Source organism: Achromobacter sp. SIMBA_011 (genome assembly GCF_046535435.1).
Classification (GTDB): domain Bacteria; phylum Pseudomonadota; class Gammaproteobacteria; order Burkholderiales; family Burkholderiaceae_B; genus Achromobacter; species Achromobacter dolens.
Genome location: NZ_JAWRWN010000001.1, coordinates 1,073,261 through 1,089,476, shown reverse-complemented (window position 1 = coordinate 1,089,476; position 16,216 = coordinate 1,073,261). Strand labels below are relative to the sequence as shown.

Annotated in this window: 12 protein-coding genes; 4 read left to right on the top strand and 8 right to left on the bottom strand. The window is 68.7% G+C overall.

Going from position 1 to position 16,216, the window contains the following annotated elements; translation table 11 throughout:
• Nucleotides 1-18: 18 nt before the first annotated feature.
• From dcd to apbC, 4 genes are all read right to left on the bottom strand, one after another.
• On the bottom strand, nt 19-582 hold the full coding sequence (gene dcd / locus SB816_RS05075; protein ID WP_006385856.1) for a dCTP deaminase: 564 nt from the start codon (nt 580-582) through the stop codon (nt 19-21).
• Between the two features lie 92 nt (nt 583-674).
• The gene (locus SB816_RS05070) at nt 675-4,514 is read right to left on the bottom strand and encodes a translocation/assembly module TamB domain-containing protein (protein WP_410546582.1); all 3,840 of its coding nucleotides are present in this window, start codon (nt 4,512-4,514) and stop codon (nt 675-677) included.
• The gene (locus SB816_RS05065) at nt 4,511-6,403 is read right to left on the bottom strand and encodes an autotransporter assembly complex protein TamA (protein WP_410546581.1); all 1,893 of its coding nucleotides are present in this window, start codon (nt 6,401-6,403) and stop codon (nt 4,511-4,513) included. The genes SB816_RS05070 and SB816_RS05065 overlap by 4 nt, the downstream gene beginning before the upstream one ends.
• Nucleotides 6,404-6,406: 3 nt before the next feature.
• Nucleotides 6,407-7,495, bottom strand: coding sequence for an iron-sulfur cluster carrier protein ApbC (gene apbC / locus SB816_RS05060; RefSeq protein WP_054500638.1), 1,089 nt, complete (start codon nt 7,493-7,495; stop codon nt 6,407-6,409).
• 101 nt (nt 7,496-7,596) lie between these two features.
• On the opposite strand from apbC, the gene SB816_RS05055 reads away from it, so the two are divergent.
• Together SB816_RS05055 and metG are read left to right on the top strand one after the other, a co-directional pair.
• Nucleotides 7,597-7,872, top strand: a complete 276-nt coding sequence (locus SB816_RS05055) for a hypothetical protein (protein ID WP_395757055.1) — start codon at nt 7,597-7,599, stop codon at nt 7,870-7,872.
• A 221-nt stretch (nt 7,873-8,093) separates the two neighbouring features.
• Nucleotides 8,094-10,160, top strand: a complete 2,067-nt coding sequence (gene metG, locus SB816_RS05050) for a methionine--tRNA ligase (protein WP_269872101.1) — start codon at nt 8,094-8,096, stop codon at nt 10,158-10,160.
• Nucleotides 10,161-10,248: 88 nt separating this feature from the next.
• On the opposite strand, the gene SB816_RS05045 is transcribed toward metG, so the two are convergent.
• From SB816_RS05045 to SB816_RS05035, 3 genes are all read right to left on the bottom strand, one after another.
• A complete protein-coding gene (locus SB816_RS05045; RefSeq protein ID WP_269872100.1) occupies nt 10,249-10,986 on the bottom strand; it encodes a sulfurtransferase in 738 nt (245 codons plus the stop codon).
• Between the two features lie 96 nt (nt 10,987-11,082).
• Complete coding sequence (locus tag SB816_RS05040; protein ID WP_410546580.1) at nt 11,083-11,877, bottom strand: META and DUF4377 domain-containing protein; 795 nt, start codon at nt 11,875-11,877, stop codon at nt 11,083-11,085.
• 218 nt (nt 11,878-12,095) lie between these two features.
• Nucleotides 12,096-12,626, bottom strand: coding sequence for an META domain-containing protein (locus tag SB816_RS05035; protein ID WP_144655563.1), 531 nt, complete (start codon nt 12,624-12,626; stop codon nt 12,096-12,098).
• A 253-nt stretch (nt 12,627-12,879) separates the two neighbouring features.
• On the opposite strand from SB816_RS05035, the gene SB816_RS05030 reads away from it, so the two are divergent.
• Entirely contained in the window at nt 12,880-14,043 is a 1,164-nt protein-coding gene (locus tag SB816_RS05030; protein WP_332909708.1) for an acyltransferase, read from the top strand.
• Here SB816_RS05030 and SB816_RS05025 read toward each other — a convergent pair.
• Entirely contained in the window at nt 14,024-14,419 is a 396-nt protein-coding gene (locus tag SB816_RS05025) for a helix-turn-helix domain-containing protein (protein WP_081273670.1), read from the bottom strand. The two genes, SB816_RS05030 and SB816_RS05025, sit on opposite strands and share 20 nt — an antisense overlap.
• A 678-nt stretch (nt 14,420-15,097) precedes the next feature.
• Here SB816_RS05025 and SB816_RS05020 point away from each other — a divergent pair.
• Nucleotides 15,098-15,913 carry a response regulator transcription factor gene (locus SB816_RS05020; RefSeq protein WP_064528617.1) on the top strand — a complete coding sequence of 272 codons (816 nt, stop codon included), beginning with the start codon at nt 15,098-15,100 and terminating at the stop codon, nt 15,911-15,913.
• The last annotated feature ends 303 nt before the right edge of the window (nt 15,914-16,216 follow it).

The following is a 16,216-nucleotide window of genomic DNA, read 5'->3' as shown; positions in this document are numbered from 1 at the left end:
GCCCCCCGCGGCTGACGATCAGGTGCGCGGCAACGTCACGCCGCGCTGGCCCTGGTACTTGCCGCCACGGTCGGCGTACGAGGTCTCGCAGATCTCGTCGCTTTCCAGGAACAGCATCTGCGCGCAGCCTTCGCCGGCGTAGATCTTGGCGGGCAGCGGCGTGGTGTTCGAGAATTCCAGCGTGACGTGACCCTCCCATTCGGGTTCCAGCGGCGTCACGTTGACGATGATGCCGCAGCGGGCATAGGTGCTTTTGCCCAGGCAGATCGTCAGCACGCTGCGCGGGATGCGGAAGTATTCGACCGTGCGGGCCAGCGCGAACGAGTTGGGCGGGATGATGCAGACGTCGCCCTTGAAGTCCACGAACGAGCCTTCGTCGAAGTTCTTGGGATCGACGATGGTGGAATTGATGTTCGTGAAGATCTTGAATTCGTCGGCGCAACGCACGTCGTAGCCGTAGCTGCTGGTGCCGTAGCTGACGATGCGCCCGCCATTGGCCGTGCGGACCTGACCCGCTTCGAAGGGTTCGATCATGCCGGCTTCGGCCTGGCGGCGGATCCAGCGGTCGCTTTTGATGCTCATGGTGGCGAGAGTGCTTGGGGAAATGGAATGGGCGTCATTTTATCCCGAGCGCGCCGCCCCGTCCCCGAACGGGAACGGAACGGCCACGGGCGTCAATCGCCGAAGAAGGTGCGGTACACGAGCGCGATGCCGTTGACCGAGCCGCCCTTCAGGTCCAGCGACAGGCCGCGCGCCAGCCGGTAGCTGGCGCGGCCGACCGTGTCACTGCCCGCCAGCGCCTGCTCGACGCTCAGCGTGATGCCGTTGGCGAACGACTTGCTGGCCACCAGGAATTGCGTCGCCAACTGGCTGTCGCTGTCGCGGTTGACGTCGCCGGCCACGGTGCGGTCGGGCAGGATGCTGCCCGAGCTGCCCAGGTTGCCGGTGCGCACGCTGACGTCGTCCAGCCCGAACTGCTTGTAGAAGGGCTGGCCGCCGCCCAGCAGCGCCGTGCCCACCGACAGCAACAGCGCGGCGTCGCTGCCGCTTTCGTCCGGGCCCCGGCCCAGCAACAGCCACGACAGCTTCTCGACGTCGCTGACGTCAGGGTACGACACCAGGTCGATACGCGGACGCTGGGCAGTGCCCACCACTTTTACGCCCGCCTCGACCTGCTCGCCGGTGCGCAGCGCCTCGATATCCAGCAACGGGTTGTCCAGGCGGCCCTGGAAGGTCAGCGTGCCGCGCCGCAGCCGCAGCTTCTGGCCATAGGCCTCGATGCCGCCGCCTCGGGTGCGCAGCGCGCCCACGCCGGTCAGGCGGCCGTCGTTCAGCAGGATCTGGATCGACCCCAGCAGGCCGGCGTCCAGCCCCATGCCGGTGATGTAGAAGCGCGGCCCCATGTCGAACTTCAGGTTCATGCTGGTCTGCAGCGGGGTCGACACGGCGCCGGGATCGTCGCCCGCGCGGCGCACCTTGACGTCGTCGTCCAGCGACGGCACGCCCTGCAGGATCTCCAGGCTGAACCAGCCGGCGTCCGCCTTCAGGTCGCCGACGATGTCGATGCGCGGCATCGCGGCGTTCAGGTCGACGGTGCCGGACACCATGGCATAGCGGTCCGAGCGCTGCAGCGCCGGAAAGCGGTACAGCGTCAGGCGCACGTTGCCGCCGCCGTCGATCAGGTTCCATTGCCCCTTGGCCTCGGCATAGCCGCCCTTGGCCTCGGGGTTGGTGGTGATCCATTCCTTGGTGCGCCATTCGGCCGGCATCACGCGCAGCGAGGCCGGGAAACGCAGGCTGTCGAGCACCAGCTTGTCGCCGTCCAGCCGCGCCGCCAGCGTGCCGTCGATCAGGCGCACGCCGTCGTCGATGCGCACCACGCGCAGCTTGTCGCCGCGGATCGCGCCGCTCGCGCTCCACTTGCCGCTGAGCGTGCCCTGGGCTTCCAGGTTGGCCTTGACCTGGCCGCCGACCTCCATGGAGTCGCCGACGAACAGGCCGACCCAGGCCAGATCGGTGATATCCGCATCCAGCCTGGCGCGGATCGGCTGGCGCGGATCGAGCGCCATGCCGCCCTTGGCGTCCACCGCCAGCACCGCCGTGCCATTGCCGGCGATCTTGCCCATCTTGTCGGTCGCCAGGTCCAGCTTGGCGTCCAGCCGGCTGGCGTTGGCCGAGGTCGGCGTGGCGGTCAGGTCCAGCACCAGCGCCTTCACCCCCAGCGGCACCGGCGGATCGCCCGGAATCAGCAGATCGCCATCGCGCCGCGCGATGCGGGCGCGGCCGGCCAGGCGGCCGTCGAATTTCAGGTCCCAGGACGCGTCCAGCGCGATGCGGCGCTGGCTTTCCGCCACCGTAGCATTGACGCGCTTCGGTCCTTTGTTCATCTTGGCCGCGGCCTCCGGGTCGACGGCGGCGATCACCTGCCGCGCCATCGCGGCGGTGATGACCAGGTTGTCGGCCTGTCCGGCGGTTTCCCAGCGCTTGGCGTCGCCGCGCGAGCCCTTGTGCGCGATCGCCAGTTTTTCCTTGCCCGGCAGGGCCACCCCCAGCACGGTCTGGCCCACCTGCCACTGCCATTGCGGCGCCACCGCCGCCGGCAGGTAAGACAGCGTCACGGGCCGGTCGACCGAAACGGTGAAGCCGGCGCTGTCGGCCGTCAGGCGCGAAAAAGTGCCGCGCCAGCCGGTCAGGGCGGCGTCTGCCGCCCCCGGCGCGCCTTTGCCCCAGCCGCCAGCGAAGGCGAGCGTGGCCTGGGCCCGCGACTCGCCCAACACGCCGGGGCGCGGCTTGGGCGGGTTGTAGCCGGCGGTGATCTCGGCCTTATGGGCGGCGATGGTGCCGCCGAGCTTGCCCTTGAGGTCGGCGCCGCCCGGAATGCCGGGCCAGAATGCATCCAGTTGCGGCGCCTGCGCGTCCAGCGTCAGCGCGCCGTCGGCCCCGCCTATCTCGCCCTGCGCCCGGATCCGGTTGGCGCCGAGCTTGAGATCGACGTCCAGGCCGTGAATGCGCAGTCCGGCCAGCAGATCCGCGGCGGGTGTAGCGGCGTCGGGCTTGACGGCGGCATCGGGCGCATCGGGCGCATCGGCGGCGGGCCTGACCGCGGCATCGGGGGCTCCCGGCGCGGCATCTGGGCCCGACGCCACGGCGCTGGCGCTGGCCTGCGGGCCGGCGGCGGGCGCGGCGATATCCACCTGGGCCTTGACCGCGCCCGCCAGCGCCTGCTTGTTCCAGCGCGCGCCGTCTTCGAAGCGCAGGTCGATCGCGGCCTGGCGCAACTGACTGAGGTTCTCGAACTCGGCGCTCAACTGCGCGCTGGCGCTGATGATCGCCGGCGGAATCGCGTCACCCAGCCAGGGCGACAGGTCCAGGCGCCGGGCCCCCACGGTGCCGACGATGCGGTCGCGGCCCGGCTGGCCGTCCACCGCCCGCAGGTCCAGGCGCGCCGACAGCGTCGACTGGTCCGGCAGCCGCGCCTCGGCCCGCGCGCTGCGCAGCACCAGCGGCGTGCGCGGCGCCAGATCGGCCATCACCTCCAACGCCAGGCCGGCGCCGGTGCCATCCAGCTTGGCCTGGATGCCGTCCAGCGAGCCCGCCGCATCGGCCTGCAACATCACCTGGCAGGCCGGCGCCGGCGGGCCGACGAACGCATCCGTGGTCTTGGCCGGGGCGCCCTCAGGCGGCGTGGCGGAGGACGGCTTGGCGCCTGCGGCGGCGGCCTTGGCGGTTTCCCCCTTGGCCTTGCCGGCCCGGGGCTTGGCCGCCTCGGACGCCTTGGGTCGCTCCTCTTGCGGTTTCGCGGGTGGCGCGAACTTGCCGCTCAACTGGTCGGCCTGGCACAGCGGCGACGCCGGCCCCGATCCGCGCGCCATCACGTCCAGCCGCGCGGCGAACGGCCAGGGGTCGGCCAGGCCCTGCAGTTCGGCTTGCCCGCTCAACTGCGCCTGGCCGATCTCATGGCCCACGCGCAGATTGGCGATGCGTAGCTGCGCGCCCTGTTTGCCGGCCGCGAACGTGGCGCTCAGGTCGCCCAGTTCGACCGGCAGCGGTTGGCCGTCCTGCAGCAGATGGAATTCACCCAGCGCTAACCGGTCCACCGCAATGTCCACCGGCAGCGCCGGCAGGCTGAAGGGTTCTTCGGGCTTGTCATCGGCCGGCGCGTCCTCGCTGGCGGTCAGGCCGATCTCGACATTCGTGGCCGAGAGTTCGCGCACATGCAGCAGCCGGTTGCCCAGCGCGCGCCAATGCACGCTCAGGCGCAGGTCGCTGATGCCGATACGGGTGCCGCTGATGTTCAAGTCGAGCCGCCCGACATCCAGCCCGCGCAGGACCGAGCCGCGCACGTCGAGCGCCTGGCCGTCCAGTTGCTGGGCCGCGGTGGTCAGCAGCAGGCGCGATCCGGTCTGCGAGGCCAGCAGCCAGAACACGAAGCTGCACGCCAGCACCGCCAGCATCGCCAGCCCCGGCAGCCACCACACCAACAGGCGCCGCAGGAATCCGCGCAGCGCCGTCAAAACGCGATCCCCAGCGAGAAGTGCAGGCGCAGGTCGCGCTCGCGCTGGCCGTAGGCCACGTCCAGGAACAGCGGGCCGGCCGGCGTGCGCACCCGCGCGCCCACGCCGTAGCCGACCGCCAGCGACATGTCGCCGAACGACTGCGCCGCGTCGCCGGCATCGACGAACACGCCCATGCCCCAGCGTTCGTTGAAGTAATGGTCGTACTCGATGCTGCCGACCACCAGCGTGGGCGCCCCCACGATGGCCTTGTCGCGCTTGAGGCCGATGCTCTGGTACTTGTAGCCCCGGATCGAGCGCGCGCCGCCGGTACGGAAACCGAAATCGTCCGGCACCTGCACGTTGCCATTGGACCAGACCCGCCCGACCTCGCCGCGCACGGTCAGCACGTCCAGCTTGCCGATCGGCCACCACTTCTGGGCACGGAAACGCGCTCGGGTGTAAGGCTCGCCGGTATCCAGCGTCACGCCCACGCCGCCGCCCAGCGCGATCAGGTTGCCCTCGCGCGGATCGTACTTGTTGTCCACGTCGCGCCGCAGCCACTCGCCGGTGGCGGTCAGCGTAGGCAGCGAATATTCGTCGCCGCCGTCGATCTTGACGTCATCGTGCGCCAGCAGCAGGCCCCAGCGGGTTTCGTAGGTGACCCGGCTGTCGCCGGCGCCCTGGCGCTCCTGGCTGCGGGTGGCGCCCAGGGCATAGCGGGTCACCGCCAGGCCCTGGATGTCGGAATGCTGCGCCAGCACCCCGACGGAATCCTTGTAGCCGCGCTCGGTCGGGGGCAGCAGGATGTCGGTGTAGACGCGCTGCTGCAGCCGGTCCACGCTGAACCCCGACTCCATTGTCACAGGCTGGCCGAACACCACGTTCTGGCGGTAGAGCGATTCCAGCCGCACGCCGGCTTCGTCGTCGACGCCGATCGAGGCCGAGAAACGCTTGGGCGGCGCCTCGACCACGCGCACCTGCACCGGCAGCGTCACCTCGCCGTCGGAATCGTAGGCGGGCGGCGCCGGCGGCATGGCGCCGGACACCACCGGATCGCCCGCAGGCGCGGCCTCGGCGGCGTTGGCCGCGCCCGGCGCGCGGGCCCGGTCGGACAACGGCTCCGTCGTCTGCGCGTCGCTGCCCGGCTGCCGCAACGCCACGAAGGCGCCGCGAAAAAAGGCCGTGGACTGCAGGTCCTGCTGCCATTCGTCCAGGCGGTTCTGGTCATAGGGCGAACCCGGCGAATAGCGCACGTAGCGGGTGATGAGCTTGGGCGGCACCCGCTCCAGGCCCTCGGTGCTCAGTTCGCCCATGCGCACCTGCGGCCCGCTGTCGATGGTGACGCGCAGGGCGGCCGAGGCCGTGTCGGCCTGCACGTCGGCCTCGGAGGCCGTCATGCGGGCCAGCATGAAGTCGCGCACCGAGGTCTCGTCCAGCAGGGTGGACTTGGCCTTGTTCCAGTCGGCGTTGATGAACGGCTGGCCCGGTTTGAGCAGCCAGTCGTCGCGCAGCTTCTGCACGCGCTGCGCGTATTCCGGCCGCGTGATGCGGCCGGTGAAGGTCAGGTCGACCGACGACACCGTGGTGCGCTTGCCCGGCACGATGCCGATATCCCAGGTTTCGCCGCCGATGTCGGTCCCTGCCTCGAGCGTGACGGTGGGCGAGAAGTAGCCCTGGGTGGCCAGCGCGGCCAGCGTGGCGTCGCGGGCGCGGCGCCGCAGGCGGTTGATTTCGCCGCCGTCCTGGTCTTCAGCCAGGCGCGCGATGGCGCCCACCGCCTCGGTGATCGCCTGCAGCGCCGCCGGCGGCACGCCGCCGGGGTCCACGATGATTTCCGGGCGCTTGGCCACCGCCTCGCCCGCCACTACGCAAAGTCCAGCCAAGAAGGCCCGGGCCGCCCACCGCATGCGTTACGACGGCTGCTGCACGACGATGGACGGGAATTTCCCGGCCATGTCACGGGGCAGCGCCGCAACGCCGGCCGCGAGTTTACGGGCGATGGCGCGGTACAGGCCCGCCGCTTCGCTGCCAGGATCGGCCACCACGGTGGGGGTGCCGGCGTCGGTCTGCTCGCGGATCGCCAGCGTCAACGGCAGGCTGCCCAGCCAGGGCGTGCCGTACTGCTCGGCCATGCGCTGGCCGCCGCCTTCGCCGAAGATGTGCTCGGCATGGCCGCATTGCGAGCAGATGTGAATGGCCATGTTCTCGACCACGCCCAGGATCGGCACCTCGACCTTCTGGAACATGCGCAGGCCCTTGCGCGCGTCCAGCAGCGCGACATCCTGCGGCGTGGTGACGATGACCGCGCCCACCACCGGCACCTTCTGCGCCAGCGTCAGCGCCACGTCGCCGGTGCCCGGCGGCATGTCGACGATCAGGTAGTCCAGGTCGCGCCAGTTGGTCTGGCGCAGCAATTGTTCGAGCGCCTGGGTCACCATCGGGCCGCGCCAGATGGCGGGCGAGTCGGCATCGATCAGGAAACCGATGGAGTTGGCCTGCAGGCCATGGCCGGTCAGGGGCTCCATGCTTTTGTTGTCCAGGCTCTCGGGACGGCCCGAGACGCCCAGCATGGTCGGCACGCTGGGGCCGTAGATGTCGGCGTCCAGCAGGCCGACCTTGGCGCCCTCGGCGGCCAGGGCCAGCGCGAGGTTCACGGCCGTGGTGCTCTTGCCCACGCCGCCCTTGCCGGAGGCGACCGCAATAATGTTGCGCACATTGGGCAGCGGCTTGAGCCCCTTCTGCACGGCATGCGCGGCCACCTTCCAGGACACGCTCACCTGGGCGCCGGGCGCGCCGGCGGCGGCCAGCGCCGCCACGGCGATCTCGCGCACCTGGTCGCGGACGGCGTCGGCCGGATAGCCCAGTTCCAGCGCCACGGCGACGCGGCCGCCATCGATCTGGATGTCACGATCTCTTACAGATACACCCAGGTCCAGGCCGGTATTGGGGTCGTGCGCGGCGCGCAGGGCGGCGCGCAGGTGTTCTATCGTTATACTCATGTCACTATGGTTCCGTAGGCAGCGCGGCGTCTGCGGGCCGCCATCCCCTAAAGGATAGCGGATACACGGGAACCTTTCGCTGCGTTTTGCATCCGACCTACATGACCAATACTCTTATCCGCTTCTTCCGAGCCGTCTTATTCGCCGCCCTGGCCCTGATCGGCATGGCAATGGCGCTGGTCTTCATGCTGTCCACGGCGATCGCCGTGGCGATCCTGTACGTGGTCGCCAAGGTGCGCGGCAAGCCTTTCGGCGTGCGCGCCTACTGGAGCCAGCGCCAGGGTGACCGTCCGGGCCCGTTCCAGTCCGCCACCGCCCCGTTCGCCACGCAGCCGCGCGGCGACGTGATCGACGTCGAGGCCCGCGAGATCCGCTGAGCGCGGCATCGCCGGCGCCCGCCGCCTCCCGCGGCGGCCCGCGCCGCGCGCTCGTGGCCGAACGACCGGCTCGCTGTTCCCCAACCCGCCTGGCGCCCGCGTGCGCGACCGGCGGGTTGTGTCGTTTCAAGGGGCCCGTCCCCCGCCCTGCGGGCGCATCGCCGCCATTGCCCTAAAATGGCCGGCCAACCCATTTTTCCCCTCAACCTCGACCGACAACCATGTCTCGCACCCTCTTTGTCACCACTGCGCTGCCCTACGCCAACGGATCCTTCCACATCGGCCACATCATGGAGTACATCCAGGCCGACATCTGGGTTCGTTCGATGCGAATGGCGGGCCACACGGTGCACTTCGTGGGCGCCGACGACGCGCACGGCGCGCCGATCATGCTGAAGGCCGAGAAAGAAGGCATCACGCCGCAGGCCCTGGTGGCGCGCTACGCCGCCGAGCGCCCGCAGTACCTGAACGGCTTCCACATCCGCTTCGACCACTGGCACACCACCGATTCGCCCGAGAACGTCGCGCTGTCGCAGGACATCTACCGCGCGCTCAAGGCGCAAGACCTGATCGAGACCCGCTCCATCGAGCAGTTCTACGACCCGGTCAAGGGCATGTTCCTGGCCGACCGCTACATCAAGGGCGAATGCCCCAAGTGCCACGCCAAGGACCAGTACGGCGATTCGTGCGAGGTCTGCGGCGCCGTCTACGCGCCCACGGACCTGATCAATCCGTACTCGGCCCTGACCGGCGCCACGCCGGTGCTGAAGTCGTCGGATCACTTCTTCTTCAAGCTGTCGGATCCGCGCTGCGTCGAATTCCTGCAGCAATGGACCACCGGCAGCAACGCCCACGGCGGCAAGCACCTGCAGCCCGAAATGCTGGCCAAGACCCGCGAATGGCTGGGCGCCGAGGACGGCGAGGCCAAGCTGGGCGACTGGGACATCTCGCGCGACGCGCCCTATTTCGGCATCGAGATCCCGGACGCGCCGGGCAAGTACTTCTACGTCTGGCTGGACGCGCCGGTGGGCTACCTGGCCTCGCTGAAGTCGTACTGCGCGGTCAAAGGGCTGGACTTCGACGCCCTGCTCGACCCGGCCGGCAGCACCGAGCAGGTCCACTTCATCGGCAAGGACATCGTCTATTTCCACGCGCTGTTCTGGCCCGCGATGCTGAAGTTCGCCGGCCGCAAGACGCCGGACGCGGTCAATGTGCACGGCTTCATCACCGTCAGCGGCGAAAAGATGTCCAAGAGCCGCGGCACCGGCATCTCGCCGCTGCGCTACCTGGAACTCGGCATGAACGCCGAGTGGATGCGCTATTACATCGCCGCCAAGCTGAACGCCCGGGTCGAGGACATGGACTTCAACCCCGAGGACTTCATCGCCCGCGTCAACAGCGACCTGGTCGGCAAGTACGTCAACATCGCCAGCCGCGCCGCCAGCTTCATCACCAAGCACTTCGACGGCAGGCTGGCCTATGCGGGCGACACCGCCGCGCTGTCGGCCGAATACGCCGCGCAGGCCGAGTCGATCCGCGCCGCCTTCGAGGCGCGCGAGTACAACCGCGCCATCCGCGAGATCATGGCCTACGCCGACCGCATCAACCAGGCGTTCGACACGGCCCAGCCGTGGGTGTTGGCCAAGGGCATCGCCACCGCCGACGAGGCGCAGAAGGCCGCGCTGCAGGACATCTGCTCGCGTTCGCTGGCCGGCTTCAAGGCCCTGTCGGTGATGCTGGCGCCGGTGCTGCCGGCCCTGGCCGAGCGCGTCGCGCGCGAGCTGTTCGCCGCCGAGGCCGACTTCACCTGGGCCGACGCCGCCGTGCTGCCGCAGCGCGTGGCGCCGTTCAAGCACCTGATGCAGCGCGTCGAGCCGCAGATGCTGGAAGACCTGTTCGAGCCGCCCGCCGCCCCCGCCGTGATCCCCGGCGGCGAGCCGCTGGCCGAGACCATCTCGATCGACGACTTCGCCCGCGTCGACCTGCGCATCGCGCAGATCGTCAACTGCGAGCACGTCGAAGGCTCGACCAAGCTGCTGCGCCTGACGCTGGACGTGGGCGAAGGCCGCCACCGCAACGTCTTCTCCGGCATCAAGTCGGCCTACCAGCCCGAAGACCTGATCGGCAAGCTGACCGTCATGGTCGCCAACCTGGCGCCGCGCAAGATGAAGTTCGGCGTCTCGGAAGGCATGGTGCTGGCCGCCAGCCATGCCGACGAGGCGGTGGACGCCGGCATCTACGTGCTGGAGCCGTTCCCCGGCGCCAAGCCCGGCATGCGCGTGCGCTGATCCGCACACCCGAGCCATGCGAAAAAAGCCCGCAATCTGCGGGCTTTTTTTCATGCGGCGGCGGCGCGCCGGTCCTCGTGGGACGGAATCAATTCTTGCTCGGCGCCAGCGCCGGGTCGAGCGAGATGCGCTCGTCGAACACGAAGCACTTGCCGTCGAACCCCGGGCCGCCGGTTTCCTCGAAGTACTTGAGGATGCCGCCGTCGAGCTGGTAGACGTTGTCGATGCCGGCTTCGTTCATGTAGATGGCGGCCTTCTCGCAGCGGATGCCGCCTGTGCAGAAGCTGACCACGGTCTTGCCTTCCAGCTCGGCGCGATGCGCCTGCACCGCCGCCGGGAACTGCGTGAAGCGGTCGATGCGCCAGTCGATGGCGTCGCGAAAGGTGCCCTCGTCGACTTCAAAGGCATTGCGCGTATCCAGCATGACCACCGGGCGGCCGCTGTCGTCGGCCCCCTGCTCCAGCCAGCGCGCCAGCGTCCTGGCGTCCACGCCCGGCGCGCGGCCGGCCTCGGGCCGGATCGCCGGGTGGTTCATGCGGATGATTTCGCGCTTGATCTTCACCAGCAGCTTGCGGAACGGCACTTGCGCACTGTGGCTGAACTTCACTTCCAGGTCGGCGAAGCGGGCGTCGCCGCGCAAGCCGCGCAGGAAGGTGTCGATGCCATCGACCGCGCCCGCCAGGAACAGGTTGATGCCTTCCTCCGCCAGCAGGATGGTGCCCTTCAGGCCCGCCACCCCGGCCTCGGCCAATAGCCGGGCGCGCAGCTCGGGCAGCGCGTCCAGCGAGACGAATTTGTAGGCGGCGATATTGACGACGGAAGACATGGCAAAGCGGGCAAAAAACGGCGAAGGCCGTAATAGTAATCGCTGCCCCGCGCGGCCCGCTTGTCGCGGGTCAAGCGCGGGCCCCGCCCTCCCGGCTCAGCGCCGCACGATTTCCTGTTCCACCACCGTATCCAGCACCCAGCGCAGGCCCGAGGCGTCGGCCGGCGGATTCGGGTCCCGGACCTCGACCACGCGCAGGCGATAGCGGATGCCGGGCTGGAAATTGAAGCCGGTGATGTCGCCGTACCAGAGCTGCCACGGCTGCGTCGGCGTGTCGCGCACCTGGTAGCACATGGCGCGGCCGGCGCCGGCGTTGCACGGCACGCGTTCGGCGTTGACGTAGACCAGCTTGGTCGCGCCCACCTGGCCGCCGGCGACCGGATCGAGACGGCGGCCAAAATCCAGCGTGTCGCCGTTGCTCAAGGCCCAGGTCATGCGCTGCGGATTGCTGGTGTTGTCGAACGAGGTGGCGGTGATGCGCGTCAGGCTGGACAGGAATTCCTGTTCGAGCTTCATGTTGACCGGCGCGCAGGCCTTCATCGTCGCCACGGGGTTGGACGGGATGATCAACTGGCCGTTGGCGACGGTGTAGGGCGCGCTGTAGGTATTGCAGCCGGCGAAACCGGTGGCCCGCGTGGCGCCCTGGTCATGGATGAAGCCGATGGTCAGCGGCACCGAATTGGAGGACGGATGCGGGATCTCGCGCAGCGCGCCGCCGGGGCGGGTCCAGCGCGCCAGGTCCCAGTTGGTCTGCGCCAGCACGTCGGAGGCGGCGGCCGGCTGGAAGCGCGGGTCGCGTCCGTCGGCGGTGCGTGGCGGCGCCGCGCAGGCCGCCAGCGTCAGGCCGAGCGCGCAAGGCGCGATCCAGCGCCAGGAAGTGGACAAGGACATGCAAATCTCTCCCGCAAGAAACCAGGATGCGCGCCGCGGCGCGCCCGCCGGACGGCCGGCAGCGCCAATTGTAGGCGCGGCACGGCCGCCCGCCCGGCGCCGGAAAACATACTGAAACACCTGCACATTCCCTGGAGGTCACGGAAGGGCGCGGTTGCCTCGGTCCGCTCCGGGGCGCAATCCACGTCCTGGACGGGCACCACGCACGGGGTCCGGCGTCAGGGCGTCGGCGGGTCCTGGCGCCGCTCGAATTCCAGCACGTCGCCGCCACGCAGGTTGAAGGTCAGGTGGCGCGGCGCGCCGCCGCTGTCCAGCGTGAACGTGTCGATCGCGCCCAGCCCGCGCAGGTAGTCGCTTTCGAGCGCGGCGCGGGCCGCCGGCACGCACGCCATGCGCGTGGCGGCGGGCGCGTCGATCGCCAGCTTGCCGCTTTGCAGCTTGTAGCTGCCCATGTAGCGATTGCAGCCCGAAAAGCCTTCGACCCGGTATTGCTTGCCCTGCGCCAGGAAGGTCAGGCGGATCGGCTCGCCGTTGTCGCCATGCGGAATCTCGCGCAGGGCGCCGCCGGACTGCGTCCAGCGCACCAGCTCCCAACTGGTCTGGGCCAGTGAATCCGCGCTGCTGGCCGCGTTGGCGGCGGCGGCGCCCTCGGCGCGCGCGCCTCCGGTCGATCCGGCGCAGCCGGCCAGCGCTATGGCCAGCATTCCGGCGCCGACCAGGCGGCAAGGCGTAGACAGGAAGGTAAACATGGACAGCACTCCTGAAAAGACACAGCCTCGACTGTAACCGCATGGGCTCAGCACGTCCCGTGCCCTCCTCCCGACAGCCGAATCCCAAAGCTGCACGCGGGGCGAGGCGCGTTACGCCGCGCGCTGGAAGGGGTGCATCGTATGCCGCATGGCGGCGGGCCGCCGTGGCGCGCAGAATCGGCTGACGCCTCGCGCCCGGCCGGCAACGGCCCGGCTGACGACCAAGACAATTTCCGGAGACACGGCGATGGGCATGCTGAGAACTTTGCTGGCGCTGTCCGTCGTCCTGGATCACCTGGGCGGCGGCGCGACCGACTGGCTGGTGGGCGGGCGCCTCGCGGTGCAGCTTTTCTACGTGATATCGGGCTTTCTGATCTCCTATGTGCTGACCGCCACTGACCACTACCGCGACGCGCCCGGCCGGTTCTACGCCAACCGCGCGCTGCGCCTGTACCCGATCTACCTGGCCGTGGCCGTATTGACGCTGCTGGCCTATGCCGTCGGCGGCGAGGGGTTCTGGCGCGTTTACGACGGCCTGCCGCTGGCCGCCACGCTGTTCCTGGCGCTGTCGAATCTGTTGATCCTGGGCCAGGACTGGCTGATGTTCTTCGGTATCGACCACGGCGCGCTGGCCTTCACCGGCAGCTTCGCCCGCAGCGACGTGCCGCTGTACCAGGGCCTGCTGGTGCCGCAGGCCTGGACGCTGGGCGTCGAGATGAGCTTCTACCTGATCGCCCCCTTCGTGCTGCATTCGCCCCGGCGCCTGCTGGTCCTGCTGGCGGCGTCCCTGGCGCTGCGCGTGGCGCTGATCGCCAGCGGCATCGGCCTGAGCGACCCGTGGACCTACCGCTTTTTCCCCACGGAACTGGCGCTGTTCCTGGCTGGATCGCTGTCGCACCAGATGCTGCTGCCGCGCTGGCAGGCCTGGAGCCGCCGCGTCGCCTGGCTGCCCGAGCTGGGCACCGGCCTGCTGACGCTGTACGTGCTGGTGCATTTTTCGATCGGCATGCCGCATACGCTGCGCGACGGCCTCGCGGTGCTGCTGTTCGCGGCGCTGCTGCCGCTGGCCTTCCTGTTCCAGGCGCGCCATCGGCTGGACAAGGCCATCGGCGAACTCAGCTACCCGATCTACATTGGCCACGCGCTGGTCATTCTTTTTTTCGGCTGGCTGCTCGACGGCGCGCAACTGCGCCAGCCCGCCATGTTCACGGCCCTGGTGGTGACCGGCTGTATCGGCTTTGCCGCGTTGCTCAACAGCCTGATCGCCGATCCGGTGGAACGCCTGCGCCGGCGCCTGCGCACGACGCAGCCGCCAGCGGCGACGGACGCGGGCAACGCGCCCGAAGCGGCGCGCAGGAAAACGCCGCGACGGCGCGCCGCCGCCACCGCCGTGGGGACTATTCGCCGCGCGCCTTGATGTAGGCCGCCAGCACCTGTTCGATCTGGCGCTTTTCCTGTTGGCTCAGGCGCGCATAGGTCGCGTACGACACCGTCTCGAACGGCCAGGGCGGCTGCTCGGGATGATTGCTCGCATTCATGGCGGGCTCGGCATAACCGGGGTTGAGCATCGGCCCTTCGCCGGTGCTGAGCCACATGGGATTGACCCGCAGCGCTCGCGTCAGCTTGATGAGCGCGTCGCTGGAGGGCTGCTGGCGTTGGCCGCTCTCATAGTTGCCGATAGCGCTTTGCGACAGGTTGCTCGCGACCGCCAAGTCTTTCTGTGTCCATCCCTGAAGCATTCTTGCAGTGCGCAGACGATGGCTAAACGTGTCCAATCGATCAACCTGAGACATTAATATGAATTTATTTATTTGATTAAAACATCTCAATACTGCCGCCAAAGAAAGGGATTACACCCCAATTCCGGGGCTAATCCGTAAATCGCTGCGCGCTCCGCCGCCCGTTGCGGCGCGCCACCCGCGGCCAGCGCCAGGACCTGCGGCGGATCAAAAAAACCCCTTGCTATCATCGGTTTGCGCGCTGGCGTCGCCCCCGCTCCCGCCCGCCTCCTCCAAGGTCCGCAACCGCCAGGCCGGGGATTAAAAGCCGGCCCGAGTTTATGGGTATTCACCGATTAAAAATAGAAAATAATGTATCGGTAATACTTAATATTTTATTGTCGCAACTGCATAAAAAAACAGTGTTTCAAGGGCTTCGCGGGGTTATGCGGCGAGACCACTGTTACCAGCAGAAACTACAGAAACGTATCTTCACAAAAAAACACGCCCGTGTTTAAATGAAACACGGGCGTGACTTCCATGCGGAATCGGATCATCGGCGGCCTGCGCGCAGCGCGCTCAAGCCAGGCGCCGTCTCAGACCCCGACCGTAGCCTCAGCGGGCCGTGGCCCCGGCACGGATCAACAGTTCAGACCTTCGCCCGCCATCAGACAACATCGCCAGATGCCGCCACATCATGGCGCAGCAGAGGGAGAGGGGCATGACACGCAACGCAGGCGCAGGCGGGCATCCATGAACAATACGCTGGACGTCATCTTTCTCGGCCTGGAAGACGCCAGGCATGCCCGGCTGGTCGAAGCCCTGTCGCACCTTGGATTCAGCGTGCGCCGCTGCCATGACCTGGCCGACGTCTACGACCGCTATTCCCGGCGCCCGAGCCCGCTGATCATCCTGGAAGCGCCGCTGCCCGACATCCACAATGCCGCCGTGCGGTTGCGCGCCATCGACCGCGGCCTGGGGATCGTTGCGATTGCGCCCTTCGGCAGCGAAGAAAGCCGCATCCGCACCCTGCTCTGTGGCGCCGATGCCTGCCTGCCGCCCGATGTCACCGGCCTGGAACTGGCGGCCGTGCTGCAGGCGCTGGTGCGGCGCGCGGTGGGCCTGGACATGTCCGACCATATGGCCGACAGCGCCGCCGACGAGCCGCAGCAGGAAGCCTGGCGGCTGGTCAACAAGGGCTGGACGCTGATCAGCCCGAGGGGCTACAGCCTCGGGCTGACCACGGGAGAACGCGATTTTCTGACCCGACTGGTGAATGCGCCAGACCGCAAGGTCAGCCGCGATGCGTTCTATCCGGACGGCGCCGAGGACGCCGACGGCGCCATCACGCGGCGCCGCTTCGTCGACGTCATGATCAGCCGGCTGCGGCGCAAGGCGGCCGCCAATCACATGACGCTGCCGATCCGCGCCGTGCATGGCTGGGGCTATATGTTCGCGGCGGACATCACGCTGGAACTGGAACCGCGGGAGGGGGGAGAGGAAGGTCGTCCGGAAGGACAGGGAGACTGGCGCCGCTACACGCTGGATGCGAACGCGCCCTCTTACTGATACGCTACGGGCCAGGCGGCTGGCGCCAGGCGAAAAAAACGCGGCGCTGCCCCGAAGGTAAGACGCCGCGCTAAAACAACACGTGAGCCTGGAGTCATCAGCCGGCACTGATGCCTTCTACCTAGATCACGCGATTCCAACATTCGTGCCTCGTACAACTCACGCACGGGCTAGCCGTGAGCCCGGTTGGGGTCTCTAGTCCCCGCCCAAGCTGCAGCGTGATTAACGCCCGGGGATTTCGTCCGCCCTAGCAGCTGGCGGGCTTGTCGCCCGTATCAGCGGCGTTCCTTTCGGATAGCCGCG

What these genes read in the sequence shown, in the direction of transcription:
- dcd (WP_006385856.1), bottom strand. Translation starts at nt 582, where the DNA reads ATGAGCATCAAAAGCGACCGCTGGATCCGCCGCCAGGCCGAAGCCGGC.
- SB816_RS05065 (WP_410546581.1), bottom strand. Translation starts at nt 6,403, where the DNA reads ATGCGGTGGGCGGCCCGGGCCTTCTTGGCTGGACTTTGCGTAGTGGCG.
- apbC (WP_054500638.1), bottom strand. Translation starts at nt 7,495, where the DNA reads ATGAGTATAACGATAGAACACCTGCGCGCCGCCCTGCGCGCCGCGCAC.
- SB816_RS05055 (WP_395757055.1), top strand. Translation starts at nt 7,597, where the DNA reads ATGACCAATACTCTTATCCGCTTCTTCCGAGCCGTCTTATTCGCCGCC.
- metG (WP_269872101.1), top strand. Translation starts at nt 8,094, where the DNA reads ATGTCTCGCACCCTCTTTGTCACCACTGCGCTGCCCTACGCCAACGGA.
- SB816_RS05045 (WP_269872100.1), bottom strand. Translation starts at nt 10,986, where the DNA reads ATGTCTTCCGTCGTCAATATCGCCGCCTACAAATTCGTCTCGCTGGAC.
- SB816_RS05040 (WP_410546580.1), bottom strand. Translation starts at nt 11,877, where the DNA reads ATGTCCTTGTCCACTTCCTGGCGCTGGATCGCGCCTTGCGCGCTCGGC.
- SB816_RS05035 (WP_144655563.1), bottom strand. Translation starts at nt 12,626, where the DNA reads ATGTTTACCTTCCTGTCTACGCCTTGCCGCCTGGTCGGCGCCGGAATG.
- SB816_RS05030 (WP_332909708.1), top strand. Translation starts at nt 12,880, where the DNA reads ATGCTGAGAACTTTGCTGGCGCTGTCCGTCGTCCTGGATCACCTGGGC.
- SB816_RS05025 (WP_081273670.1), bottom strand. Translation starts at nt 14,419, where the DNA reads ATGTCTCAGGTTGATCGATTGGACACGTTTAGCCATCGTCTGCGCACT.
- SB816_RS05020 (WP_064528617.1), top strand. Translation starts at nt 15,098, where the DNA reads ATGAACAATACGCTGGACGTCATCTTTCTCGGCCTGGAAGACGCCAGG.